We start from the raw sequence: 25327 nt of genomic DNA on the forward strand, positions 1-25327 counted from the left end.
AGGGTGGGCAGCGTGGCTGGGAAGGGGCTGTACCCGGAGCCGACGGGCGAGGTGCGCATGAGTCTGTCACTGCGCTTCGCCGCCGGATCGCACAAGGGCATGATCCGCGAGGGCAACGAGGACTCCGGTTACGCCGGCCCCCGGCTGCTCGCCATCGCCGACGGCATGGGCGGCCAGGCCGCCGGCGAGGTCGCCTCCTCCGAGGTGATCTCCACCCTGGTCACCCTCGACGACGACGTCCCCGGCTCCGACATCCTCACCTCGCTCGGCACCGCCGTGCAGCGCGCCAACGACCAGCTGCGCGTCATGGTCGAGGAGGACCCGCAGCTGGAGGGCATGGGCACCACCCTGACCGCCCTGCTGTGGACCGGTCAGCGCCTGGGCCTGGTGCACGTCGGCGACTCCCGGGCGTACCTCCTGCGCGACGGGGTCCTCACCCAGATCACCCAGGACCACACCTGGGTGCAGCGTCTGGTGGACGAGGGCCGCATCACGGAGGAGGAGGCCACCACCCACCCGCAGCGCTCCCTGCTGATGCGCGCGCTGGGCAGCGGCGACCACGTCGAGCCGGACCTGTCGATCCGCGAGGTGCGCGCCGGCGACCGCTACCTGATCTGCTCGGACGGCCTGTCCGGCGTCGTCAGCCACCAGACGATGGAGGAGACGCTCGCCAGCTACCAGGGCCCGCACGAGACGGTCCAGGAGCTGATCCAGCTCGCCCTGCGCGGCGGCGGCCCGGACAACATCACCTGCATCGTCGCCGACGTCCTCGACGTCGACGGCGGGGACTCCCTGGCCGGCCAGTACAGCGACACCCCGGTGATCGTCGGCGCGGTCGCCGAGCACCAGGTGCAGCTGGGCGGCGACGCCATGGGCACCCCGGCCGGCCGTGCCGCCGAGCACGCCCGCGCCCACCGTCCCGTACCGCCGCAGGACGGCGGCGGCGCGGCCGGCGGCTTCGGGCCGCCCGGCAGCGGCGACATGTACGCCATGGGCGCCACCGACGGTCCGGAGGGCTTCGGCCCGTTCACGGACGAGGACTTCGTCAAGCCCCGCCGCAAGGGCCGGTGGCTGAAGCGCTCGCTGATCCTGGTCCTGGCCCTGGGCGTGGTGGGCGGCGGTCTGTACGGGGGCTACTCCTGGACGCAGACGCAGTACTACGTGGGCGCCAAGGACAACGACCACGTGGCCGTCTACCGGGGCATCAACCAGGACCTGGCCTGGCTCAGCCTGAGCCGCCTGTACGAGGACCACCCCGAGATCGAACTCAAGTACCTCCCGGTCGACCAGCGCAGCCGCGTGGTGGACACGATCGCGGTCGGCAGCCGCGACCAGGCCCTGCAGAAGGCCAAGGAGCTCGGCACGCTCGCCGGCGCCTGCAAGAAGGAGGGCGAGCGCCGCAAGGCCGAGCAACAGCAGCAGCGCGAGAGCGAGAAGCAGAACGCCGATCGCACCGGCGGGGCCGCGAAGGATCCCGCCAAGGAGAAGGAAGCCGCACAGGCCACCCCGGCCCCCAGCCCGGGCCCGACCCTGAGCGAGGAAGAGCAGAAGTTGGTCCCGCAGTGCAGCAGCGCCCAGCAGTGAAGCCGTAGGGGGCCACACGCATGTCAGCGATTTCACCGATGCCGAACACCACCAACACGACGACGATCAGCACCGCGGGCCCGCCCAGCAGGCGCAACACCGAGCTCGCGCTGCTGGCCTTCGCCGTGCTCATCCCGTGCTTCGCCTACGCCAACGTGGGCCTCGCCATGGACGGCGAGATGCCCACCGGCATGCTCGGCTACGGCATCGGCCTCGGTCTGCTGGCCGGCGTGGGCCACCTGGTGGTGCGCCGGTTCGCCAAGTACGCGGACCCGATCCTGCTGCCGATGGCCACGTTCCTCAACGGCATCGGCCTGGTGATCATCTGGCGCCTCGACCAGTCGCCGCGGCTGCAGGCCCGCAAGTTCTTCCACGCCAGCGCCACCAACCAGTTGCTGTTCTCGGCGCTGGGCATCGCGCTGTTCGTGGTCGTGCTGATGGTCCTGAAGGACCACCGCATCCTGCAGCGCTACACCTACATCTCGATGGTGGTGGCGCTGATCCTGCTGATCGCGCCGGTGTTCTTCCCGGCGAAGTTCGGTGCGCGCATCTGGATCACGATCCCGGGTCTGGGCTCGATCCAGCCGGGTGAGTTCGCCAAGATCGTGCTGGCGGTCTTCTTCGCCGGCTACCTGATGGTCAAGCGGGACGCGCTGGCCCTGGCCAGCCGCCGCTTCATGGGGCTGTACCTGCCGCGCGGCCGTGACCTCGGCCCGATCCTGGCGGTGTGGGCGTTCTCGATCCTGATCCTCGTCTTCGAGACCGACCTCGGCACCTCGCTGCTGTTCTTCGGCATGTTCGTCGTGATGCTCTACGTCGCGACCGAGCGCACCAGCTGGATCGTCTTCGGCCTGCTGATGTCGGCCGTCGGCGCGGTCGCCGTCTCCACCTTCGAGCACCACGTCCAGCAGCGTGTGGACGCCTGGCTGCACCCCTTCGACGCGTTCAAGGACGGCAGCTCCGACCAGATCGCGCAGGCGCTTATGGCCTTCGGCTCCGGCGGCGTCTTCGGTACGGGCTGGGGCCAGGGCCACTCGGACCTGATCGGCTTCGCGGCCAACTCCGACTTCATCCTCGCCACCGTCGGCGAGGAGCTCGGCCTGGCCGGCGTGATGGCCATACTGCTGGTCTACGGGCTGATCGTGGAGCGCGGCGTGCGCACCGCGCTGGCCGCCCGGGACCCCTTCGGCAAGCTGCTCGCCACGGGCCTGTCCGGCGCCTTCGCCATCCAGGTCTTCGTGGTCGCGGGCGGCGTCATGGGCCTGATCCCGCTGACCGGTATGACGATGCCGTTCATGGCCCAGGGCGGTTCCTCGGTGATCGCCAACTGGGCGCTGATCGCCGTCCTGATCAAGATCAGTGACACGGCCCGCCGGCCCGCACCGGCCCCCGCCCCGTCCCCCGACGCCGAGATGACCCAGGTGGTCCGCCCGTGAACAAGCCCGTGCGCCGGATCGCCATCTTCTGCGGTCTCCTCGTCCTCGCCCTGATGATCCGGGACAACTGGATCCAGTTCGTCCAGGCGGACGAGCTCAAGACCAACAAGAACAACCGGCGGGTGACCATCGCCCGCTACAGCCAGCCGCGCGGCAACATCATCGTCGACGGCAACGCCATCACCGGCTCCGAGCAGACCGGCGGCATCGACTTCAAGTACAAGCGCACCTACCAGAACGGCGAGATGTGGGCCCCGGTCACGGGCTTCAGCTCGCAGGTCTTCGGTGCCAACCAGATCGAGAAGCTCGAGGACCCGGTCCTGACGGGCGACGACGACCGGCTGTTCTTCAACCGCACGGTCGACATGATCACCGGCAAGGGCAAGAAGGGCGGTGACGTGATCACCACCCTCAACGGCAAGGCCCAGGAGGCCGCCTTCAAGGGCCTGGGCAACAAGAAGGGCGCGGTCGCCGCCCTCGACCCGCGCACCGGCAAGATCCTCGCGCTGGCCTCCACGCCGTCGTACGACCCGTCGAAGATCGCCGGAGCGCAGGACTCCAAGGCCTGGCAGGCCCTGCAGGACGACAAGAACCAGCCCATGCTGAACCGGGCGCTGCGCCAGACCTACCCGCCGGGCTCGACGTTCAAGGTCGTCACGGCCGCCGCGGCGCTGGAGAACGGCCTGTACACGGACGTGGACGCCAAGACGGACTCCCCGCTGCCGTGGACGCTGCCGGACACCCGGATCGACCTGAAGAACGAGGGCAACATCCCCTGCAAGGACGCCTCGCTGCGCGTGGCCCTGCAGTGGTCCTGCAACAGCGTCTTCGGCAAGGTCAGCGCCGACCTGGGCAACAAGAAGATGATCGACCAGGCGAACAAGTTCGGCTTCAACAAGCCGGTGGACACCCCCGTCCGCGCCGTGCCGAGCGTCTACCCCAAGGACAACCGCCCGCAGAACGCCATGGCCGGCATCGGCCAGGCCTCCAACCGCGCCACCCCGCTGCAGATGGCCATGATCGCCGCGGCCGTCGCCAACAACGGCAAGCTCATGGAGCCGTACATGGTCGACAAGCTGCGCGCGCCGAACCTCAACGTCATCGAGCACCACCAGCCCAAGGAGATGAGTCAGCCCATCTCCGCGGACACCGCGCGCAAGCTGCAGAGCATCATGGAGACCGTGGTCGAGCAGGGCACCGGCAAGTCCGCCCAGATCAACGGCGTGAAGGTCGGCGGCAAGACCGGTACGGCCCAGCACGGCGTGGACAACAGCGGCAACCCGTACGCGTGGTTCATCTCGTACGCGAAGACGGACAACGGTTCGCCGGTGGCGGTGGCCGTGGTCATCGAGGGCGACGAGGAGACCGCGCGCGACGACATCGCCGGTGGCGCGCTCGCGGCGCCCATCGCCAAGAGCGTGATGCAGGCGGTGCTCGCGACGGAGAAGTGATCCGGCTCACTCCCTCGCGGCCGCTTCCCCCCTCCGTCTGTACCGGTCCTATATCAGGTGACGGTGGCGCCCGGGAGGCGCCCCGGCCGCCGGGTACGGTAGGCCGGACAGCACGCAGCCGGACGTAACGAAGGTGCGGTCAGGAGAACGGAAGGGCTGGAGCTATGGAAGAGCCGCGTCGCCTCGGCGGCCGGTACGAGCTGGGCTCGGTGCTCGGCCGCGGTGGCATGGCCGAGGTCTACCTCGCCCACGACACCCGGCTCGGTCGCACCGTCGCCGTGAAGACGCTGCGGGCGGACCTCGCCCGTGACCCGTCCTTCCAGGCCCGGTTCCGTCGCGAGGCGCAGTCGGCGGCCTCGCTCAACCACCCGTCGATCGTCGCCGTCTACGACACCGGCGAGGACTACGTCGACGGCGTCTCCATCCCGTACATCGTCATGGAGTACGTCGACGGGTCGACGCTGCGCGAGCTGCTGCACTCGGGCCGCAAGCTGCTGCCCGAGCGGTCGCTGGAGATGACCATCGGCGTCCTGCAGGCCCTGGAGTACTCGCACCGGGCCGGCATCGTGCACCGCGACATCAAGCCCGCGAACGTCATGCTGACGCGCACGGGCCAGGTCAAGGTCATGGACTTCGGCATCGCCCGCGCGATGGGCGACGCCGGCATGACGATGACGCAGACCGCGGCCGTGATCGGCACCGCGCAGTACCTCTCCCCGGAGCAGGCCAAGGGCGAGCAGGTCGACGCGCGCTCCGACCTGTACTCGACCGGCTGCCTGCTCTACGAGCTGCTCACGGTGCGCCCGCCGTTCGTCGGCGACTCCCCGGTGGCCGTCGCCTACCAGCACGTGCGGGAGGAGCCGAACCCGCCGAGCGTCCACGACCCGGAGATCGCGCCCGAGATCGACGCCATCGTCCTCAAGGCGCTGACCAAGGACCCGGACTACCGCTACCAGTCGGCCGACGAGATGCGCGCCGACATCGAGGCGGCCCTGGACGGCCGGCCCGTGGCCGCCGCGGCCGCTCTGGGCGCCATGGGCCCCGGCGGCTACGGCGAGGACCAGCCGACCACCATGCTGCGCTCCCACGAGCAGGGCATGGGCCAGACGTCGATGATGCCGCCCGTCGCCGAGGGCGGTGGCTACGGCGGCGGGTACGGCGGCTACGACGAGGGCTCCCGCGGCGGGCGCCGCGGCAACGGCGGCGGCCGGAAGAACAACCTGTCGACGATCCTGCTGGTCGTCGCGGGCGTCCTGGTGCTGGTCGGTGCGATCTTCATCGGCAAGTCGCTCTTCAGCGGCAGCGGCAACAACGACCGCGTCACCGTGCCCAGCCTGACCGGCCAGACGCTGGCCGAGGCGCAGCGCTCCGGTGACAACGGCGGCTTCAAGGTCGTCGAGGGCGAGCAGAAGAACTGCGACCAGGACAAGGGCAAGATCTGCGACCAGGACCCCAAGGCCGGCACCAAGGTGGCGCGCGACAGCGAGGTCAAGGTCGTCGTATCCAAGGGGAAGGCGAAGGTCCAGGTCCCCGACGTCCTCGGCACGCAGTTCGACGAGGCCAAGGCGCAGCTGGAGGCCAAGGGCTTCACGGTCACGCAGAAGCAGGAGGAGTCCGACCGCACCCCCGGCGTCGTGTTCAAGCAGGACCCCAAGGGCGGCACGTCGGCCGACAAGGGCTCCGAGATCGTCGTGACGGTCGCCACCAAGGCGTCGAGCAAGACGGTGCCCTCGGTGGTCGGCCAGCCCTTCGACCAGGCCCAGAAGCAGCTGACGGACCTCGGCTTCCAGGTGCAGCGCACCGACGAGGACTCCGACAAGCCGGCGGGCACGGTCACCCGGCAGAGCCCGGACGGCAACACCTCGGCCCAGCCCGGCTCGACGGTCAACCTGTTCGTCTCCAAGGGCGGCAAGACCAACATCCCCGTCCCCAACCTGGCGGGTCAGAAGCTCAAGGACGCCAAGAAGGCGCTGACCGACGCCGGTCTGAAGGTCGGCCCGATCGCGGGCCCGCAGGACGACAACGCGATCGTCCTGGGCACGAACCCGCCGATCGGCCAGCCGGTGCCCAAGGACACTCCGGTCGCCCTGACGACCCAGCAGGGCGTCCCGGACGGCACCGGGGGCAGCACCCAGGGCCAGACGGGCGGCAACCAGGACATCGGCGGCCTGTTCGGCGGCTGGGGCCGCAAGCACTGAGATACGCCGAAGCCCCGGCGTCCCGTGAGGGATGCCGGGGCTTCGGCGTACGTAGGCGGCGGGATCAGCCCGCCAGCTCCTTCGGCGGGGTGCGCTTGGCGTCGACCTTCTCCGTGCGCTGCAGCTCCGCCCAGACGATGTAGCGGTAGTCGGAGGTGTACACGGGCGTGCAGGTCGTCAGGGTCAGGTAGCGGCCCGGCTGCGTGCGGCCCGACTCCTTGGGGACGGGGTCGAGGACGGCGACGTTGTAGCGGGAGGTCTCCTTCAGCTCGCCGTAGACCTTGTAGACGTACCAGACGTCGCGGGTCTCGAAGACGACCGGGTCACCGACCTTGATCTTGTCGATGTTGTGGAACTTCGCGCCGTGGCCGTCGCGGTGGGCGGCGAGGGTGAAGTTGCCCTGCTTGTCCCAGGGCATGGCCGCCTTCACCGGGTCGCGGTAGTAGCCGGCGACGCCCTCGTTGAGGACGCCGCTGCCGGTGCCGGGCTTGACCAGCACCTCGCCGTTGCGCATGGCCGGCACGTGCAGGAAGCCGATGCCGTCCTTGGTGTCGAGCGCGCCGGGGCCGGTGGCGGCCGGGGCCTTGGCCCAGTTGTCGCGGACGTGGTCGCCCTGGCGCCGGGCCTCGCGGTCGGCGAGGACGTTGGTCCACCACAGGGAGTAGACGACGAACAGTGCCATGATCACACCGGCGGTGATCAGGGCCTCGCCCAGGACGCTGACGACGGCGGCGATCCGCCTCCTGGTGCGGTCGGTGCCTGCCACGGACGTTCGTACCCCGTTCTGCGTGTCTCAGTTGACGAGAGCGTCCGGCTTGCCCTTGCTCCGCGGCCGCTCCTCGACCATCTTGCCCCACACGATCAGGCGGTACGTACTGGTGAACTCCGGGGTGCAGGTGGTCAGCGTGATGTAGCGGCCGGGGCCGGTGAAGCCGGAGCCGGCCGGGACGGGGGCGATGACCCGCGTGTTCGCCGGGGGAGTCTGGTCCAGTCGGCTGGTCATCTCGTACGTGTAGAAGGTGTCCCGCGTCTCCACAACGATCTTGTCACCGGGCTGCAGCCGGTTGACGTAGCGGAACGGCTCGCCGTGCGTGTTGCGGTGCCCGGCCAGCGCGAAGTTGCCGTCCTTGTCCCAGGGCATGGCGCTCTTCAGCGCTCCCTCGGCGTAGTGGCCGACCATGCCGCGGTCCAGCACCTGGTGCTTGCCGACGCCCTGGGCGATGGGCGCCTTCACGTCGAGCTTCGGGATGTAGATGATCGCGAAGCCCTGGCCCGGGGAGAACTCCCCGGCGGCCCGGTTCCCCCCGCCCTGCTCCCAGCTGTGCCGCAGGTCCCTGGCGGCGCCGCCGGCCTGCTGCGAGGCCCTGACGTTCGTCCACCACAGCTGGTAGGCGACGAAGAGCAGCATCACCACGCCGAGGGTGATGAACAGCTCGCCGATCAGACGGCTCACGATCACGCCCACGCTGTCGCGGCGGGCGCGCACGGCGCGCCGGGCGGCCTTGCGCCGCGCCGCACGCCCCCCGGCCGCGACGGGCGGCGCCGGCTCGACGCGGCGCAGCGTCATGGTGGGGTCGTCCTCGGGCGGCAGCGGCTGCGCGACGCTGCCGGGGGTGTACCCGCTCCCGGTGCCGGCACCGGAGCCGTACGGGGCGGCTCCGGTCCCGTACGCGGCTCCCGTGCCGTACGTGGTGCGCCGCGGCAGCAGCAGGGGGTCCTGCTCGGGCCGCGTGGCCGTCACGCCCCGGCCTTGCCCACCACCGGGGCCAGGCCGGCGGAACGTTCCACCGCCCCCGTGTCGCCGCAGGCGGCCAGCCAGTTGGCCAGCATCCGGTGGCCCCACTCGGTGAGCACCGACTCGGGGTGGAACTGCACGCCCTCGACCGGCAGGTCGCGGTGGCGCAGGCCCATGGCGATGCCCGTGTCCGTCCAGGCGGTGATCTCCAGCTCGTCCGGCCACTGCTGCCGGTCGACGGACAGGGAGTGGTAGCGGGTGGCCGTGAAGGGCGAGGGGAGGCCCTGGAAGACGCCCTTGCCCTCGTGCGTGACGAGCGAGGTCTTGCCGTGCAGCAGCTCGGGGGCGCGGTCGACGACGCCGCCGTAGGCGACCGCCATCGACTGCATGCCCAGGCAGACGCCGAAGACGGGCACCCCGGTGTTCGCACAGTGGCGCACCATGTCGATGCACACGCCCGCCTGTTCGGGGGCGCCGGGGCCGGGCGAGAGCAGGACGCCGTCGAAGCCGTCCTGCGCGTGGGCGGGCTCCACCTCGTCGTTGCGCCGCACCTCGCACTCGGCGCCGAGCTGGTAGAGGTACTGCACGAGGTTGAAGACGAAGCTGTCGTAGTTGTCCACGACGAGGATGCGTGCGCTCACCGGGTCACCGCCGTTCCGTGGCCGGCGGTCACGAGGGCACCGGCCGGCATGCCGTTGTCGACCGTCACATCGTTGAACGGCAGGAGCGGTTCCGCCCAGGGGAAGACGTACTGGAAGAGGGCGTAGACGATCCCCAGCACGAGCAGCAGGGAGATCAGCGCCTTCACCCATGCGTTGCCCGGCAGATGACGCCAGATCCAGCCGTACATGCTCTACCCACTCGCCGAAGGTTGTCGGTCGTTTGCAGCCACCAGGGTACGGGGCGGCCCGCGTGCGGCGGGGTCAGCCGGGCAAAGCTTTGGGCTCGGCTTGCGCGGGCGGCGAAAGACCCTCCGTGCTCTCCAAATGGCCCCAGACGACCAGCCGGTGGCTGTGCCCCCATTCGGGGTCGCAGGTGGTCAGCGTCAGATAGCGCCCCGGCTCGCGGTAGCCGGCCGCCGCCGGCACGGGGTCGATCACCGCGGTGTCGGTGGGCAGCGTCCGGTACGGACGGGTGTCGACGCGGTAGGTGTAGCGGGCGGCCCCCACGGTCAGCACGACCGTGTCCCCCGGGCGCAGGGCGGGCAGGTCCTTGAACGGGTCGCCGTACGTGCGGCGGTGGCCGGCGACCGCGAAGTTGCCCGTACCGCCCGGGCCGGCGCTGCCCGCGTAGTGCCCCAGGCCCCGTTTGAGCAGGTCGGTGCCGGTGCCCTCCAGGACGGGCTTGGCCCAGCCGGTGCCGAAGCGGGGGATCGTCATCACGGCGAACGGCGCACCGGGGCGCGGGCCCGTGCCGCCCGTACCTCCCTGCGCCGGGGCGGACCGGTGCTGCGCGCCGGAGCCGGGGGCGGGCACTGCGGCTTCCGGGTCCGGGCCGGCGCCGGGGGTCGGCGCCGCGGGCGCCTGCGGATCACCGTCCGCCGGTGGTGCGCCGCCGGGCGCCTGTCCGGCCGGGGCGCCGGCGGTGCGGTCCGCGGCCCATTGCTGCTGCAGGCGGCCGATCTCGCGCTCCATGGCGTCGTCGGCCCGGACCCCCGTCCAGTACAGGACGTAGACCACGAACAGCACGATCAGCGCCCCGGCGGTCAGGCACAGTTCGCTGAGCGTCCGCACGAGCAGTCGTAAGCCCACCGGTCGGCCCCCTTCCCGCGGGGCGTCACCCCACGGGCTTGGCGTAGTGGAGGTCCACTGTGCCGGAGTACCCCGGAAGAGTCACCGCGTCGTGCTGGTCGACTTTCCAGCCGAGGCCGTAGGCCGCCACGTACTGCAGGTAGTTCTGGATCGCGGGGGAGGAGTCCAGCGCCTTGCGCAGGGCGCCGCGGTCGCCGACGGCGGTGACCTTGTAGGGCGGGGAGTAGACGCGGCCCTGCAGGATGAGGGTGTTGCCCACGCAGCGCACGGCGCTGGTGGAGATCAGCCGCTGGTCCATGACCTCGATGCCCTGCGCGCCGCCCCGCCACAGGGCGTTGACGACGGCTTGCAGGTCCTGCTGGTGGATGACGAGGTCGTTGGGCTGCGGCTGGGGGACGCCGGGGATGCGGGCGGTGGCGTTGGGCGGGGCGTCGGTCAGGGTGACGGTCAGGCCGGATCCGGCGATCTTCTGGGTGCCCGCGGCCTTCTCCAGGGCGTCGAGCCGCTTGTCCTCGGCGGCGGTGTTGCCGTTGTCGCGCCGGGCGAGGGCGTCGACCTGCGCGCGGGCGGCCGCGGCGCTGTCCTCCAGCTCGCCGTTCTTGCGGCTGCGCTCCTGGATGAGGTCGGACAGGCGCAGCATGGAGGCGTCGGTCCGGATGTTGGTGCCCTGTGCGGTGTTGAAGCTCATCCAGAAGATGAGGCCGGCGAGGGCGAAGACGCCACCGGTCAGCAGCCGGACCGGCCGGAAGCGCCGAGCAGGCCGGCTGGTGGAGTCCGCAGAATTACTCACCGTACCCTTATCCTCTCCGACGCCGCCGAAGCACTACGCTAACGGACGCCCGGGGAAGGAAGCGCTCCCCGTCGCTCCCGCCCCGGCGGTCGTCCCTTGTAAGCCCGGCCCCATGCAAGCCCAGCGCGGTCACGCAGCGCATCGACAGGAGAGTTCCCTCGTGCCGAAGTCACGGATCCGCAAGAAAGACGACTTCACGCCGCCGCCGGTGAAGCAGCAGCAGAGCATCAAGCTGAACACCGGCCGCCGTTGGGTGGCGCCGTTGATGCTGGCGATGTTCCTGATCGGGCTGGCGTGGATCGTCATCTTCTACGTGACGAGCGGTGACATGCCGATCGAGTCGCTGCACAACTGGAACATCGTCGTGGGCTTCGGTTTCATCGCCGCGGGGTTCGTCGTTTCCACCCAGTGGAAGTAGGCGGCAGCACCTCTGCCCTGAGCCTGGCAGCGAGTTATCCACACCCTCGTCCACAGTGGGGAAAACTCTGAAGATCTGTGGATAACCACCTGCGGGTTGACGCCGGTGTGACTGGTCGCACGCACTGCGTATCCATGGTCCACACCGGCGTCTTCCAGCAGAAACGCAGATCGGAGCGGGTGTGGGCCGGGTGCGGGGCGAGGGGACGGCCGTTCCTTCACCCCGTGCACAAGATTCTGCGCGCGCTGTGGACAACCCGTTGGGCCACACGTGTGAGTGAGGGCCGCGGGCGACCGCCCCGGCCCCCGGGCACTGCGCCGGTCAGGTGAGCCGGTCAGGTGAGCTGCAGCGTCCGCACGACCACCATCGCGACGATCACGGCGAGCACCGCCGCGCACGCCAGGCGCTGCACCAGCACCCGCCTGCCGCGCGGCGCGTGCACCATCGCGTACGCCACGGCCGTGCCCACCACCAGGCCGCCGACGTGGGCCTGCCAGGCGATGTTGGCCCAGGTGAAGGTGAAGATCAGGTTGAGCACGAGCAGCGCCATCACCGGGCGCATGTCGTACTTCAGCCGGCGCAGCAGCACCGCCGTGGCACCCAGCAGGCCGAAGATCGCCCCGGAGGCGCCCAGCGAGGGCTGGTTGGGCGCGGCCAGCAGGTAGGTCAGCGCGCTGCCGCCGAGGCCGGAGAGCAGGTACAGCGCGAGGTAGCGCACCCGGCCGAGGGCGGCCTCCAGCGGCGGCCCGAGGAACCACAGCGAGATCATGTTGAAGAGGATGTGCGTGGGAGCGGGCGTGTCGTGCATGAACATCGCCGTCAGCAGCCGGTACCACTGCCCCTCGGCGACGCCGTCCAGCGTCATGCCGTCGTAGGAGACCCGCCCGATCAGCTCCAGGGACCGGCCGAGCTGCTCCCCCGTGGCCATGACGGCGATCCACAGGGCGACGTTGATCCCGATCAGCGTCTTCGTCACCAGGCGCGGATCACTGACGTGCACGCTGCCGGCGATCGTGCGCGGCGCGCTCGCGGTGGCCTGCGGCCCGGCGCCGGCACCGTCGCTCACGCACTGCGGGCACTGGAAGCCCACCGAGGCGCTGACCATGCACTCCGGGCAGATCGGGCGCTCGCAGCGCACACAGTGGACGCCGGTCTCCCGGTCCGGGTGCCGGTAGCAGCGGACGGCCTGGTCGTTCATCTTCTTCCCCTCGCCCCTCACAACGCGCGGCCCCGCCCGTCATACGGACGGGCGGGGCGCCAGGTTCCCACGGAACGTGCGGTCGCTCAGCGGTCTCGCTTCAGCGGGTCTCGACGACGACCGACTCGATGACCACGTCGTCGACCGGGCGGTCGGTGCGCGGGTTCGTCTGCGTCGAGGCGATGGCGTCCACGACCTTCTTGGAGGCGTCGTTGGAGACCTCACCGAAGATGGTGTGCTTGCCGGTGAGCCAGGTGGTCGGCGCGACGGTGATGAAGAACTGCGAGCCGTTGGTGCCCGGGCCGGCGTTGGCCATGGCCAGCAGGTAGGGCTTGGTGAAGGCGAGGTCCGGGTGGAACTCGTCCGCGAACTTGTAGCCCGGGCCGCCGGTGCCGTTGCCCAGCGGGTCACCGCCCTGGATCATGAAGCCCTCGATGACACGGTGGAAGATCGTGCCGTCGTACAGCTTGTCCGTCGTCTTCTGGCCCGTCTCGGGGTTCACCCACTCGCGCTCGCCCTGGGCGAGCTCGACGAAGTTCCGGACGGTCTTGGGGGCGTGATTCGGCAGCAGCCGGATCTCGATGTCGCCCTGGTTGGTCTTCAAGGTGGCGTAGAGCTGCTCGGCCACGATCTACCTTCCATAGTGGTCACTGACGGCTACCGATCCTCGCACGGTGCGTGCCCCGCGGACGGACCGTGACCCGGATGCGCGCCCCGCACTGCCGTACCGGCCGCCGGCAGGCATGATTTTTCCACTGGGTGGAAAGGCGACAAACCATACGCCACCGAGGAGGAGGTTCCCGTGACCCGCAAGGACAGCGTGCGCGCCGCAACGAATTCCGCGAAGGACAGCGTGCGCCACGCCGCGGAGGTGGTGGCTCCCTACGCCGGCACGGCCAAGGACACGGCCGTGCACTACGCGCACGAGGCCAAGACGCGCCTCGCACCGAAGGTCGCCGAGGCCGCGCACCAGGCCCGGGCGCAGTACGACACCCATCTCCAGCCCCGCATCGAACAAGCCCGGGACGCCCTGCCCCCCGCGATCGACCAGGCCGCGGTCAAGGCCCGCGCCCTCGCCGAGCCCGTCCGCGACGAGGCGCTCTCCCGCGGCACCGCTGCCCTCGCCGCCCTGCGCGGCCAGGTCTCCGCAGCCGACGTCCAGAAGATCAACCGCCGCAATGCCCGCCGCTGCCGCGCCGGCCGCGCCACCAAACGACTGCTGGTCCTCGGCCTCCTGGCCGGTGGGGCGGTGGCCGCGTGGAAGTGGTGGGACCGCCAGTCGAACCCCGACTGGCTCCTGGAGCCCCCGGAGGCCACCGAACCGGCCGACCGCGCCACCCTCACCTCGGTCGACGGGAGCTCCCCGGCCACCCTCGACCCGGAGGTCCAGGCCAAACAGGACCGCGCCGACACCGACGCCGCCCCCCACGGCGACGACGACCGGCCCTGACGGCGAAAGCCGGCCCGGCGCCGGATGACAAAAGACCCCTCTGACCGCGTTTGCGCAGGTCAGAGGGGTCTGATCTTGTGGAGCCTAGGGGAGTCGAACCCCTGACATCTGCCATGCAAAGACAGCGCTCTACCAACTGAGCTAAGGCCCCGTCGGGGACAGACTACCCGGTGCCGGCAGTGTTTCCCGACCGGGTATCGCCGCGACCCACCGCTCTCCGTAGGATGCACCGCAAGATTCGCTGCAGCGAAGCGAAGGGGAGAGCGAGATGGACGCAGCACAGCAGGAAGCCACCGCCCGCGCACGAGAGCTGCAGAGGAGCTGGTACGGGGAGCCGTTGGGGGCGCTCTTTCGTCGGCTCATCGACGATCTGGGGCTGAACCAGGCACGTCTCGCGTCCGTTCTGGGGCTCTCCGCGCCCATGCTCTCCCAGCTGATGAGCGGTCAGCGGGCGAAAATCGGCAACCCGGCCGTGGTGCAGCGGGTGCAGGCGCTGCAGGAGCTCTCCAGCCAGGTCGCGGACGGCACCGTGAGCGCCGCGGAGGCCGCCGAGCGGATGGAGGAGGTCAAGCGCAGCTCGGGCGGGTCGGTGCTCAACTCCACGCAGACGACGGCCAGCAGCGGTGCGCCGACCGTGCGCCGGGTCGTGCGGGAGATCCAGTCGCTGCTGCGCTCGGTGGCGGGTGCGGGGGACATCATCGACGCCGCCGAGACCCTCGCCCCCACCCATCCGGAACTGGCCGAGTTCCTGCGCGTCTACGGCGCCGGGCGGACCGCCGAGGCGGTCGCGCACTACGAGGCGCACCAGAGCTGACCGCGCCGGACGGGGGCGACGCGAACGACATGGGCGAGGTCTTCGCTGGTCGGTACGTGCTGGTGGACCCCATCGGACGGGGCGGCGCGGGGGCCGTGTGGCGGGCCTGGGACCGCCGGCGACGGCGGTACGTGGCCGCCAAGGTGCTGCAGCACAGCGATGCGCACACCCTGCTGAGGTTCGTCCGGGAGCAGGCGCTGCGCATCGACCATCCCCATGTGCTGGCGCCGATGAGCTGGGCCGCCGACGACGACAAGGTGCTGTTCACCATGGAGCTGGTGGGCGGCGGTTCGCTCGCCCATCTCATCGGCGACTACGGTCCCTTGCCGCCGCATTACGTCTGCGTGCTGCTGGACCAGCTGCTGTCCGGTCTGACCGCGGTGCACACCGAGGGCGTGGTGCACCGCGACATCAAGCCCGCCAATCTCCTTTTGGAGGTGACGGGAACGGGCCGGCCGCATTTACGGCTCTCGGATTTCGGCATCGCCATGCGCAAGGGCGAGCCGCGGCTGACGGAGACCAACTTCGTCATGGGAACTCCCGGTTACTTCGCGCCGGAGCAAATGCTCGGCGAGGAACCCGACTTCCCCGCCGACCTCTTCGCGGTCGGCCTGGTGGCCCTGTATCTCCTCACGGGCCGCAAACCCGATGCCGAGGCGCTCGTGGAGCGCTTCCTGGAGCAGGGCGTCCCCGGCGCCCCGCGGGAGGTGCCGGAGCCGCTGTGGGACGTCGTCGCGGGGCTGCTGCACCCGGACCCGTACGCCCGCTTCCGTACGGCCACGGGCGCGCGCAAGGCGCTGGCGGCGGCCGTGGAGCTGCTGGGGGAACCGCCGGCGGACGAGGAGCCCATCGAGATCTTCGACCAGCTGGGGCCGCTGCCGCCGGGCTTCGGCCCGAACGGGCCCGAGGCCGCCTCGGAGCAGCGCGCCCGGCCCGTACCGCCCCGGCCGAACTACCCGCCCACAGGCGCCTGGACGCCCCCGGCGCCGGCCACCCTCCCGCTGCCGCCGCCCGCACCCGCGGCAGCCGGTGACGGCCCGCCACGGGGCCGTACGGGGCCGCCGGCAAAGGTGGCCGTGCCCCTGCTGGTCCTGGCGCTGTTCTGCCTTGCGGCGGGCGTGTGGGCGCTGTACCTCAGCTGACGGCGGGGGCGGCGGGGGCGGTCCGCGGCCCGCTCGTGAGCGGCTTCACCATCGCAATCATTTTATTTGCGGATGCAAAAAACCGGGCCCCGGCCGCCACTGCGGCCAGGACCCGGTCCTGCATATGTCGTGGATCACACGTTCGAGCCGGCGGGCACGGAGTCGGTCGCCTCCGTCCACAGGTCCTGCTCGGCACGATCCGCCTGGATCTGCCGGTACACGAGGAGCCCGCCGATGGCGGCCAGTGCGACCAGGAGCAGCTTCTTCACCGCGCGACCTCGTCTTTCGTCGACGTAAGGGGACCTCTGGGGGCCGATGATACACACCGGCCGATACCGATCGGTGACCTGCGTCCCCTCCCCCGACGGTGGCGACCGCAGCCGAACTCCCAAAGACGATCGGCCCGGACGGAAATTCCGTCCGGGCCGATCGATCCTGTGGGGCTAACAGGACTTGAACCTGTGGCCTCTTCCTTATCAGGGAAGCGCTCTAACCGTCTGAGCTATAGCCCCGCGCCTTGCGACACCGAAAGATTAGCGCACTTGGGGCCCAGTCCCAAAATCGCCCGGGCCCCGCCGTGTGCGGTCCCTATTCGTCCTCGGCCAGCGTCAGCTCCACACCGCCCACGAAGCCCGCGGCGAGGTTGTAGACGAAGGCGCCCAGCGTGGCCAGCGCCGTCGCCAGGACGACGTCGATGATCGCGATGACGGTGGTGAAGAGCAGCACGTGCGGCAGCGACAGGAACGACTCCAGGTCGAAGCCGCCGCCCTCGCCCGAGCCGGAGGCCGTGGCGTCGCTGACCGTGCCGCCGACGGCCGAGAAGACGCCCATGCCGTCCATGACGCCCCACAGCACCGCCGCCGCCACGATCGTGCACACGCCGACCGCGACCGAGAGCAGGAAGCTGACCTTCATCACCGACCAGGGGTCGACCCTGGCCACCCGCAGCCGCGCCTTGCGGGTGCGCGGAGCCGGGCGGGCCGCCGTGGCCGCGGACTGCTGCCGGGGAATGGCGGCCGCGGTGGAGGCCTCCTCGGCCGCCTCGGCGGCCTGCACGGCCTTCTTGACGGCGTTCAGGGCCTTGCGGGCCTCCTGCGCCTTCTCGTTCCTCGCCGCCTTGCCGGGCTTGCGGCCCTTGGCGCCCTCGCCGGGCCCGCCGGCCGCAGCCGCCCCGTCGCCCTCGGCCGCCTCGGCCGGAGGCTCGTACGCCTTCGGCGGGTGGTAGGGCTGTGGGCCCCGGGTGTCCGTCATGGTCCTCCCCCTGCCTGCGGGCCTGGCGTCGTCTTCCCGGGAGCCCTCGGCGGACGCGGCGGACACGGTGTCGCCGCCCTGTGCAGCATCGCCCGCACCGGCGTCCTTCTCGGAGCTGGTCTTTTCGAGGCCGGCGGCCTTCCCGGCCTGCTCGGCCTTCTTGGCGCCGGAGGTCCCCCCGGCAGCCTTTCCAGCACCGGCACCGGCAATCTTTCCGGCGCCGGCCGCCTTCACGGATTCCGCCGCTCCGGCGGCCTCGTCCTCACCGCCCTGCGCGGTGGAGCCGTCGTCGGCCGGGCCACGGGCTTCCGCCTGCTCGGGGCCGGACCGGGCGGAACTCCGCCGCTCGGTACCCGCGCCGCTGGTGGCGGTGCCCGTGGCTCGACTCACGACTTACTCCTCGGTGTCCTCGACCGGGGGCGCGGCGCCCTCGGCCACCTCGGCCTCGTCGATCTCGGCCGCTCCGGCCGCATCGTCGACCACTTCAGCCTCACGACCGGCCTCGGCGTTCCGGGCGATGCCCACGACGGCATCGCGCTTGCCCAGGTTGATCAGTTGGACGCCCATGGTGTCACGGCCGGTTTCACGGACTTCGCTGACCCGCGTCCTGATCACGCCGCCCCCGAGGGTGATGGCGAGGATCTCGTCGTTCTCCTCGACGACCAGGGCTCCGACCAGCGAACCGCGGTCCTCGACGATCTTGGCGGCCTTGATGCCGAGGCCGCCGCGACCCTGCACGCGGTACTCGTCGACGCTGGACCGCTTGGCGTAACCGCCGTCGGTCGCAGTGAAGACGAACGTGCCCGGGCGCACCACGCTCATCGAGAGCAGCTCGTCGCCCTCGCGGAAGCTCATGCCCTTGACGCCGGACGTGGCGCGGCCCATGGGACGCAGGGCATCGTCCGAAGCGGTGAACCGGATGGACTGCGCCTTCTTGCTGATCAGCAGCAGGTCGTCGTCCGACGAGACCAGCTCGGCGCCGATCAGCTCGTCCTCCGCGCCGCTGTCCGTCTCGCGCAGGTTGATGGCGATGACGCCGCCGGAACGGGGCGAGTCGTAGTCCTTGAGCGAGGTCTTCTTCACCAGGCCGGACTTCGTGGCGAGCACCAGGTACGGCGCCGCGTCGTAGTCGCGGATGGCCAGGATCTGGGCGATGCGCTCGTCCGGCTGGAAGGCCAGCAGGTTCGCCACGTGCTGGCCGCGCGCGTCCCGGCCGGCGTCCGGCAGCTCGTAGGCCTTGGCGCGGTAGACGCGGCCCTTGTTGGTGAAGAACAGCAGCCAGTGGTGCGTGGTGGAGACGAAGAAGTGGTCGACGATGTCGTCTTCCTTCAGCTTCGTGCCGCGCACGCCCTTGCCGCCGCGCTTCTGCGAGCGGTAGTCGTCGGTCTTCGTCCGCTTGACGTAGCCGCCGCGGGTGATGGTGACGACGATGTCCTCCTCGGCGATCAGGTCCTCGATGGACATGTCGCCTTCGAAGGGCACGAGCTTGCTGCGCCGGTCGTCGCCGAACTTCTCGACGATGGCCGTCAGTTCGTCGCTGATGATGCCGCGCTGGCGCTCGGGGGAGGCCAGGATCTGGTTGTACTCGTTGATCTTCGCCTGGAGCTCGTCGTGCTCGGCGGTGATCTTCTGGCGCTCCAGGGCGGCCAGGCGGCGCAGCTGCATCTCGAGGATGGCGTTGGCCTGGATCTCGTCGATCCGCAGCAGCTCCATCAGGCCCGTGCGGGCGACGTCGACGGTGTCGCTGCGCCGGATGAGGGCGATGACCTCGTCGATGGCGTCCAGGGCCTTGAGCAGGCCGCGCAGGATGTGGGCGCGCTCCTCGGCCTTGCGCAGCCGGAAGCGGGTGCGCCGGACGATGACCTCGATCTGGTGCGTGACCCAGTTGCGGATGAACGCGTCCAGCGACAGGGTCCGCGGCACGCCGTCGACCAGCGCCAGCATGTTGGCACCGAAGTTGGTCTGCAGGTCGGTGTGCTTGTAGAGGTTGTTGAGGACGACCTTGGCGACCGCGTCCCGCTTGAGGACGATCACCAGGCGCTGGCCGGTGCGCGAGGAGGTCTCGTCGCGGACGTCGGCGATGCCGCCGATCCGGCCGTCCTTCACCAGGTCGGCGATCTTCTGCGCGAGGTTGTCCGGGTTGACCTGGTAGGGCAGCTCGGTGACCACCAGGCACTGGCGGCCCTGGATCTCCTCGACCGCGACCACCGCGCGCATGGTGATCGAGCCGCGGCCGGTGCGGTAGGCCTCCTCGATGCCCTTGCGGCCGACCACCAGGGCACCGGTGGGGAAGTCGGGGCCCTTGATCCGCTCGATGAGCGCGTCCAGCAGCTCCTCGGAGGAGGCCTCGGGGTTGGCGAGGAACCACTGCGCGCCCTCGGCGACCTCGCGCAGGTTGTGCGGCGGGATGTTGGTGGCCATGCCGACCGCGATGCCGGCGGAACCGTTCACCAGGAGGTTGGGGATGCGCGACGGCAGGACCGTCGGCTCCTGGTTGCGGCCGTCGTAGTTGTCCTGGAAGTCGACGGTGTCCTCGTCGATGTCCCGGACCATCTCCATCGACAGCGGCGCCATCTTGCACTCGGTGTAGCGCATGGCGGCGGCCGGGTCGTTGCCGGGCGAGCCGAAGTTGCCGTTGGAGTCCACCAGCGGCATCCGCATGGCCCAGGGCTGGGCGAGGCGGACGAGGGCGTCGTAGATGGAGGCGTCGCCGTGCGGGTGGTACGTACCCATCACGTCACCGACGACGCGGGCGCACTTGTAGAAGCCCTTCTCGGGGCGGTAGCCGCCGTCGTACATCGCGTAGAGCACGCGGCGGTGCACCGGCTTGAGGCCGTCCCGCACGTCGGGCAGCGCGCGCGAGACGATGACGCTCATCGCGTAGTCGAGGTACGAGCGCTGCATCTCCGTCTCGAGCCCGACGGGCTCGACGCGCATCCCCACGCCCTCCAGGGGCGCGGGCGCGCCCTCCGGAGTGACCTCGGGGACGGGAGCGGCGGTCGGGGTCTCGGGAGTCTCGTCGGCCATGGTTGTTCAAAGTCCTTTCGCGCTGCGGCAGTTTGTCGTGGGCCGACAGGCTCAGATGTCGAGGAAGCGGACGTCCTTGGCGTTGCGCTGGATGAAGGAGCGCCGTGCCTCGACGTCCTCGCCCATGAGCACCGAGAACAGGTCGTCCGCCTGCGCGGCGTCGTCCAGGGTGACCTGGCCGAGCACGCGGTGGTCGACGTCCATGGTGGTGACGCGCAGCTCCTCGGCGTTCATCTCACCGAGACCCTTGAAGCGCTGGACGGAGTCGTCCTTGATCCGCTTGCCGTTCTCCCGGCCGAGCTGGATCAGGGCGTCGCGCTCGCGGTCGGAGTAGGCGTACTCGACGTCGTCCTTGCCCCACTTGATCTTGTAGAGCGGGGGACGCGAGAGGTAGACGTGCCCGGCCTCGACCAGCGGCCGCATGAAGCGGAAGAGGAAGGTCAGCAGCAGGGTGTTGATGTGCTGGCCGTCGACGTCGGCGTCCGCCATCAGGATGATCTTGTGATAGCGGAGCTTCTCGATGTCGAAGTCCTCGTGCACACCCGTGCCGAAGGCCGAGATCAGCGCCTGGATCTCCTGGTTCTGCAGGATCTTGTCGATCCGGGCCTTCTCGACGTTGAGGATCTTGCCTCGGATCGGGAGGATCGCCTGGTACTCGGGGTTGCGGCCGGACTTGGCCGAGCCGCCGGCGGAGTCGCCCTCGACGATGAAGATCTCGCACTTGGCCGGGTCGTTCGACTGGCAGTCCGACAGCTTGCCCGGCAGCGAGGCCGTCTCCAGCAGGCCCTTGCGGCGGGTCAGGTCGCGGGCCTTGCGGGCCGCGACGCGGGCCGTGGCGGCCTGGATGGACTTGCGGATGATGTCCGCGGCCTCGTTGGGGTTGCGGTCCAGCCAGTCCGTGAGCTCCTCGTGGACGACCTTCTGCACGAAGGTCTTGGCCTCGGTGTTGCCCAGCTTGGTCTTGGTCTGGCCCTCGAACTGCGGCTCGCCCAGCTTGACGGAGATGATCGCCGTCAGGCCCTCGCGGATGTCGTCGCCCGTGAGGTTGTCGTCCTTCTCCCGCAGCAGCTTCTTGTCGCGCGCGTAGCGGTTGATCAGACCGGTCAGCGCCGCGCGGAAGCCCTCCTCGTGGGTGCCGCCCTCGTGGGTGTGGATGGTGTTCGCGAAGCTGTAGACACCCTCGGTGTACTGGGTGTTCCACTGCATCGAGACCTCGAGGGAGAGCATCCGCTCCTTGTCCTCGGCCTCGAAGGCGATCACCGTCGGGTGGACGACCTCACCCTTGCGCGAGTTGAGGTAGCGGACGAAGTCGGAGATGCCGCCCTCGTAGTGGTAGCGGACGGCGAGGGGCTTGCCCTCCTCGTCCACGTGGGCCGGGCGCTCGTCGGTCAGCGAGATGGTCAGGCCCTTGTTGAGGAAGGCCATCTCCTGGAAGCGCCGCGAGAGCGTCTCGAAGGAGTACTCGGTGGTCTCGAAGATGTCGCCGTCGGCCCAGAAGGTGACGGAGGTGCCGGTCTCGTCGGTCGCCTCGTTCTTCTGCAGCGGGGCGGTCGGGACGCCGAGCTTGTAGTCCTGGGTCCAGCGGAAGCCGTCGGTCTTGACCTCGACCGCGACGCGCGTGGACAGCGCGTTGACGACGGAGACGCCGACGCCGTGCAGACCGCCGGAGACGGCGTAGCCGCCGCCGCCGAACTTGCCGCCCGCGTGCAGGACGGTCAGGACGACCTCGACGGCGGGCTTGCCCTCGGAGGGCACGATGCCGACCGGGATGCCACGGCCGTTGTCGACGACGCGGACGCCGCCGTCGGGGAGGATCGTGACGTCGATGGTGTCCGCGTGACCGGCGAGGGCCTCGTCGACGGAGTTGTCGACGACCTCGTAGACGAGGTGGTGCAGGCCGCGCTCACCGGTCGAGCCGATGTACATGCCGGGCCGCTTGCGGACCGCGTCCAAGCCCTCCAGGACGGTGATCGCACTCGCGTCGTACGACTTCTCACCGCCGGCGGCGCCGGCGGCGCCCACTGCCTCGGAGGGGGTGGTGTTCTCGTTGGAGTTGCCGGAATCGGCCACGAAGCGCCCTTTCTGGCACAGCACAGGCCATCCCTGCTGCATGGGCACTTCCGGGGCAGACAGGAGAGGCTGCGTCGTTCGGTTTGTCGGTGTGTGTCGGCGACCCCCCGCGATCCGGCGGGATTACTTACCAGTGTACCGGGGGCGCTGACATGAATGGGGGTTTGGCGGTGCCTGAGTCCCCATGTGCCGCCCTGAACCGGCATCAGCCGACTCCCTATATGCGACCCCGGGCTCCGAGCGGCTCACAGAGGCACTCAGCGCTTCCGGCTGTCAACCGCGCGCTACGGTGGGCGCAGTCCCAGGAACCTTCGGGCGCCACGCCCTTCACCAACGGCCCGCCACCGCACCCGGACCGGGGCCCCGGAGGCCCCGGTGATCAGCCGTACGTGTCGCCCGGACCGGTGCTGCCTGGGGCGCGCAGCGGGCCGAAGCGGCGGCCGGGACCGCCCGGCCCCACCACCTTGATCATCTTTACGGTGCCCTGTCCCAGGTCGGCGTTCAGCCGGGCCACCAGGGTCGGCGCCAGCAGCCGCAGCTGCGTCGCCCAGGCCGTGGAGTCGCAGCCGACGGTCAGCACCCGGGCGTCCTCGTCGTACTTCAGCGGCTCGCAGTGCAGCGCCACCTCCGGGCCCACCATCTGCGGCCAGCGGCCCATCACCCCGCCCACCGCGGCCGGCGTCTCCCAGCCGCGCTCGGTGATCAGCCGGTTGATGGCGGCGCCCAGCGGCAGCGGGTCACGCCCGTCGGCACGCGCGCCGGAGCGCAGGCCGCCGCGGCGCGCCTGCTTCTTCTGCTGCACGGCGTTGCCCCGCGCCCGCGCCTGCTCCTTCGCCGCGCGCAACGCCACGCGCGCCAGATCCACACCGGAAGGCTGCGGCACGCCGGAGGGCTGTGGCGCCGCGCCCTCGCGGGGCTGTTCGGCCGGAGTGGTCATGCGCGCTCGACCCTGCCTTCCGAGACCGCGTACCGGACACCGGCCAGCACGCCCGGCACGTCGTCGTCCACCGCCGCGGTCACCAGCACCTGCTCGCCGGGCGCGACCATCTGCGCCAGCCGCTCCCGGCGACGGGCGTCCAGCTCGGCGAAGACGTCGTCCAGCACCAGCACCGGCTCGTTGCCCTCCGAGCGCAGCAGCTCGTACGAGGCCAGGCGCAGCGCCAGCGCGTACGACCAGGACTCGCCGTGGCTCGCGTACCCCTTCGCCGGCAGCCGGCCCAGGCGCAGCACCAGCTCGTCGCGGTGCGGGCCGACCAGCGTCACCCCGCGCTCGATCTCCTGCTTGCGGACCTCGCCGAGGGCGGCGAGCAGCACCTCGTACAGCTCGTCGCGGCCCTGGGAGTCCGTCAGGCCCTCGGGGCCGCGGTAGTCGAAGGAGACCGGGCCGCCGCCGGGCGCCAGCTGCTCGTAGGCCGCGTCGGCCAGCGGGCGCAGCGCGGATATCAGGTCCAGGCGGCGGGCCAGCAGCTCGGCGCCGGCCCGGGCCAGGTGCTGGTCCCACACGTCCAGGGTGGACAGGTCCATGGACCGGCCGCCGTGCCGGCGGGCCATGGCCGCCGACTTCAGCAGGGTGTTGCGCTGCTTGAGCACCCGGTCGTAGTCGGCGCGCACGCCGGCCATGCGCGGCGAGCGCGCGGTGATCAGCTCGTCGAGGAACCGGCGGCGCTCACCGGGATCGCCCTTGACCAGGGCCAGGTCCTCCGGGGCGAACAGCACCGTGCGCACGATGCCCAGCACGTCGCGCGGCCTGACCTGGGAGGAACGGTTGATCCGGGCGCGGTTGGCGCGGCCCGGGTTGAGCTCCAGCTCGATCAGCTGCTGGCGCTCGTCCTGCACGACGGCGGCCCGGATCACCGCCCGGTCCGCGCCCATGCGCACCAGCGGGGCGTCGGAGGAGACCCGGTGGCTGCCGAGGGTGGCCAGGTAGCCGACGGCCTCGACGAGATTGGTCTTGCCCTGCCCGTTGGGGCCCACGAAGGCGGTGACGCCCGGGTCGAGCGGGACCTCGGCCCGGGCGTACGAGCGGAAGTCGGCCAGCGACAGATGCGTGACGTGCATGGGTGCGCGCCGACCTCCCCCGGCTGCTGGGTGTTGCTGTAGTGCTCGGTGTTACTTCGACTCGACCGCGTGGCCGCCGAACTGGTTGCGCAGCGCCGCGATCATCTTCATCTGCGGCGAGTCGTCCTGGCGGGAGGCGAACCGCGCGAACAGCGACGCGGTGATCGCCGGCAGCGGGACCGCGTTGTCGATCGCGGCCTCGACCGTCCAGCGGCCCTCGCCGGAGTCGGCCGCGTAGCCGCGCAGCTTCTCCAGGTGCTCGTCGTCGTCCAGGGCGCGCACGGCCAGGTCGAGCAGCCAGGAACGGATGACCGTGCCCTCCTGCCAGGAGCGGAAGACCTCGCGGACGTCGGTCACCGAGTCCACGGCCTCCAGCAGCTCCCAGCCCTCGGCGAAGGCCTGCATCATCGCGTACTCGATGCCGTTGTGGACCATCTTCGCGAAGTGGCCCGCACCGACCTTGCCGGCGTGGACGGAACCGAAGTCGCCCTCGGGCTTGAGCGCGTCGAAGACCGGCTGCACCTTGGCCACGTTCTCGGCGTCGCCGCCGTACATCAGCGCGTAGCCGTTCTCCAGGCCCCACACGCCGCCGGAGACGCCGCAGTCGACGAAGCCGATGCCCTTGGCCGCCAGCTCCTCGGCGTGCTTCTCGTCGTCGGTCCAGCGGGAGTTGCCACCGTCGACCACGACGTCGCCGGGGGACAGCAGCTCGGCGAGCTCGTCGATCGTGGACTGCGTCGCGGCACCGGCCGGCACCATGACCCACACCACGCGCGGACCCTGGAGGGAATCCACAAGCTCACGCAGGCTGTGGACATCCGCGAGGTCCGGGTTGCGGTCGTATCCGATGACGGTGTGGCCTGCGCGACGGATGCGCTCGCGCATGTTGCCGCCCATCTTGCCGAGACCGACGAGACCGAGCTCCATGGGTGATCCTCTTTGCCGTAGTCGTGC

At 70.6% G+C, this 25327-nt stretch carries 23 protein-coding genes and 2 tRNA genes; 8 read left to right on the forward strand and 17 right to left on the reverse strand.

Going from position 1 to position 25327, the window contains the following annotated elements; genetic code table 11:
* Nucleotides 1–12: 12 nt before the first annotated feature.
* From ABD361_RS02605 to pknB, 4 genes are all read left to right on the forward strand, one after another.
* Nucleotides 13–1584, forward strand: a complete 1572-nt coding sequence (locus ABD361_RS02605; protein WP_425583125.1) for a PP2C family protein-serine/threonine phosphatase — start codon at nt 13–15, stop codon at nt 1582–1584.
* Between the two features lie 38 nt (nt 1585–1622).
* Complete coding sequence (locus ABD361_RS02610; RefSeq protein WP_344433269.1) at nt 1623–3020, forward strand: FtsW/RodA/SpoVE family cell cycle protein; 1398 nt, start codon at nt 1623–1625, stop codon at nt 3018–3020.
* Nucleotides 3017–4471, forward strand: a complete 1455-nt coding sequence (locus ABD361_RS02615) for a peptidoglycan D,D-transpeptidase FtsI family protein (protein ID WP_344432981.1) — start codon at nt 3017–3019, stop codon at nt 4469–4471. The genes ABD361_RS02610 and ABD361_RS02615 overlap by 4 nt, the downstream gene beginning before the upstream one ends.
* 164 nt (nt 4472–4635) lie before the next feature.
* Nucleotides 4636–6669, forward strand: coding sequence for a Stk1 family PASTA domain-containing Ser/Thr kinase (gene pknB, locus ABD361_RS02620; protein WP_344432982.1), 2034 nt, complete (start codon nt 4636–4638; stop codon nt 6667–6669).
* 64 nt (nt 6670–6733) lie between these two features.
* Here pknB and ABD361_RS02625 read toward each other — a convergent pair whose 3' ends face one another.
* The 6 genes from ABD361_RS02625 to ABD361_RS02650 form a co-directional block, all read right to left on the reverse strand.
* Nucleotides 6734–7435 (reverse strand): class E sortase, encoded by a 702-nt coding sequence (locus ABD361_RS02625; RefSeq protein ID WP_344432983.1) that lies wholly within the window; start codon nt 7433–7435, stop codon nt 6734–6736.
* Between the two features lie 27 nt (nt 7436–7462).
* Nucleotides 7463–8512, reverse strand: coding sequence for a class E sortase (locus ABD361_RS02630; protein ID WP_425583126.1), 1050 nt, complete (start codon nt 8510–8512; stop codon nt 7463–7465).
* Nucleotides 8407–9045: an aminodeoxychorismate/anthranilate synthase component II gene (locus tag ABD361_RS02635; protein WP_344432985.1), complete on the reverse strand. Its 639-nt coding sequence runs from the start codon at nt 9043–9045 to the stop codon at nt 8407–8409. Before ABD361_RS02635 ends, ABD361_RS02630 begins: the two co-directional genes overlap by 106 nt.
* On the reverse strand, nt 9042–9254 hold the full coding sequence (locus ABD361_RS02640) for a hypothetical protein (protein WP_344432986.1): 213 nt from the start codon (nt 9252–9254) through the stop codon (nt 9042–9044). The genes ABD361_RS02635 and ABD361_RS02640 overlap by 4 nt, the downstream gene beginning before the upstream one ends.
* Before the next feature lie 73 nt (nt 9255–9327).
* On the reverse strand, nt 9328–10155 hold the full coding sequence (locus ABD361_RS02645) for a class E sortase (RefSeq protein ID WP_344432987.1): 828 nt from the start codon (nt 10153–10155) through the stop codon (nt 9328–9330).
* Nucleotides 10156–10180: 25 nt separating this feature from the next.
* Nucleotides 10181–10945 (reverse strand): DUF881 domain-containing protein, encoded by a 765-nt coding sequence (locus tag ABD361_RS02650; RefSeq protein ID WP_344432989.1) that lies wholly within the window; start codon nt 10943–10945, stop codon nt 10181–10183.
* Between the two features lie 160 nt (nt 10946–11105).
* Between ABD361_RS02650 and crgA the strand changes: the two genes are divergently transcribed.
* A complete protein-coding gene (gene crgA / locus ABD361_RS02655; RefSeq protein WP_344432990.1) occupies nt 11106–11363 on the forward strand; it encodes a cell division protein CrgA in 258 nt (85 codons plus the stop codon).
* A 334-nt stretch (nt 11364–11697) separates the two neighbouring features.
* On the opposite strand, the gene ABD361_RS02660 is transcribed toward crgA, so the two are convergent.
* Both ABD361_RS02660 and ABD361_RS02665 read right to left on the reverse strand, forming a co-directional pair.
* Nucleotides 11698–12561, reverse strand: a complete 864-nt coding sequence (locus tag ABD361_RS02660) for a rhomboid family intramembrane serine protease (RefSeq protein WP_344432991.1) — start codon at nt 12559–12561, stop codon at nt 11698–11700.
* A 100-nt stretch (nt 12562–12661) separates the two neighbouring features.
* Complete coding sequence (locus ABD361_RS02665) at nt 12662–13189, reverse strand: peptidylprolyl isomerase (RefSeq protein WP_344432992.1); 528 nt, start codon at nt 13187–13189, stop codon at nt 12662–12664.
* Nucleotides 13190–13363: 174 nt separating this feature from the next.
* Between ABD361_RS02665 and ABD361_RS02670 the strand changes: the two genes are divergently transcribed.
* Nucleotides 13364–14011 (forward strand): DUF5324 family protein, encoded by a 648-nt coding sequence (locus ABD361_RS02670; RefSeq protein WP_344432993.1) that lies wholly within the window; start codon nt 13364–13366, stop codon nt 14009–14011.
* A 78-nt stretch (nt 14012–14089) separates the two neighbouring features.
* Here the strand turns inward: ABD361_RS02670 and ABD361_RS02675 are convergent.
* Nucleotides 14090–14162, reverse strand: a tRNA-Ala gene (locus ABD361_RS02675).
* Nucleotides 14163–14279: 117 nt separating this feature from the next.
* Here ABD361_RS02675 and ABD361_RS02680 point away from each other — a divergent pair.
* Both ABD361_RS02680 and ABD361_RS02685 read left to right on the forward strand, forming a co-directional pair.
* Entirely contained in the window at nt 14280–14825 is a 546-nt protein-coding gene (locus ABD361_RS02680) for a helix-turn-helix domain-containing protein (protein WP_344432994.1), read from the forward strand.
* A gap of 29 nt (nt 14826–14854) precedes the next feature.
* On the forward strand, nt 14855–15967 hold the full coding sequence (locus tag ABD361_RS02685) for a serine/threonine-protein kinase (protein ID WP_344432995.1): 1113 nt from the start codon (nt 14855–14857) through the stop codon (nt 15965–15967).
* 134 nt (nt 15968–16101) lie between these two features.
* Here the strand turns inward: ABD361_RS02685 and ABD361_RS02690 are convergent, their stop codons facing one another.
* From ABD361_RS02690 to gnd, 8 genes are all read right to left on the reverse strand, one after another.
* Nucleotides 16102–16236 carry a DLW-39 family protein gene (locus ABD361_RS02690; protein ID WP_344432996.1) on the reverse strand — a complete coding sequence of 45 codons (135 nt, stop codon included), beginning with the start codon at nt 16234–16236 and terminating at the stop codon, nt 16102–16104.
* Between the two features lie 169 nt (nt 16237–16405).
* Nucleotides 16406–16479 (reverse strand) — tRNA-Ile (locus ABD361_RS02695).
* Nucleotides 16480–16555: 76 nt separating this feature from the next.
* Nucleotides 16556–17428, reverse strand: coding sequence for a DUF3566 domain-containing protein (locus tag ABD361_RS02700; protein ID WP_425583140.1), 873 nt, complete (start codon nt 17426–17428; stop codon nt 16556–16558).
* 183 nt (nt 17429–17611) lie between these two features.
* Nucleotides 17612–20245, reverse strand: a complete 2634-nt coding sequence (gyrA, locus tag ABD361_RS02705; protein ID WP_344432997.1) for a DNA gyrase subunit A — start codon at nt 20243–20245, stop codon at nt 17612–17614.
* Nucleotides 20246–20296: 51 nt separating this feature from the next.
* Nucleotides 20297–22339, reverse strand: a complete 2043-nt coding sequence (gene gyrB, locus ABD361_RS02710; protein WP_344432998.1) for a DNA topoisomerase (ATP-hydrolyzing) subunit B — start codon at nt 22337–22339, stop codon at nt 20297–20299.
* 355 nt (nt 22340–22694) lie between these two features.
* Nucleotides 22695–23252, reverse strand: a complete 558-nt coding sequence (locus tag ABD361_RS02715; RefSeq protein ID WP_344432999.1) for a DciA family protein — start codon at nt 23250–23252, stop codon at nt 22695–22697.
* Nucleotides 23249–24373 (reverse strand): DNA replication/repair protein RecF, encoded by a 1125-nt coding sequence (recF, locus tag ABD361_RS02720; RefSeq protein ID WP_344433000.1) that lies wholly within the window; start codon nt 24371–24373, stop codon nt 23249–23251. The genes ABD361_RS02715 and recF overlap by 4 nt, the downstream gene beginning before the upstream one ends.
* A gap of 51 nt (nt 24374–24424) precedes the next feature.
* Nucleotides 24425–25300, reverse strand: coding sequence for a phosphogluconate dehydrogenase (NAD(+)-dependent, decarboxylating) (gnd, locus tag ABD361_RS02725; protein ID WP_344433001.1), 876 nt, complete (start codon nt 25298–25300; stop codon nt 24425–24427).
* Nucleotides 25301–25327 lie beyond the last annotated feature (27 nt).

Origin of the sequence: Streptomyces luteosporeus, assembly GCF_039532865.1 — a bacterium.
GTDB classification, from domain to species: domain Bacteria; phylum Actinomycetota; class Actinomycetes; order Streptomycetales; family Streptomycetaceae; genus Streptomyces; species Streptomyces luteosporeus.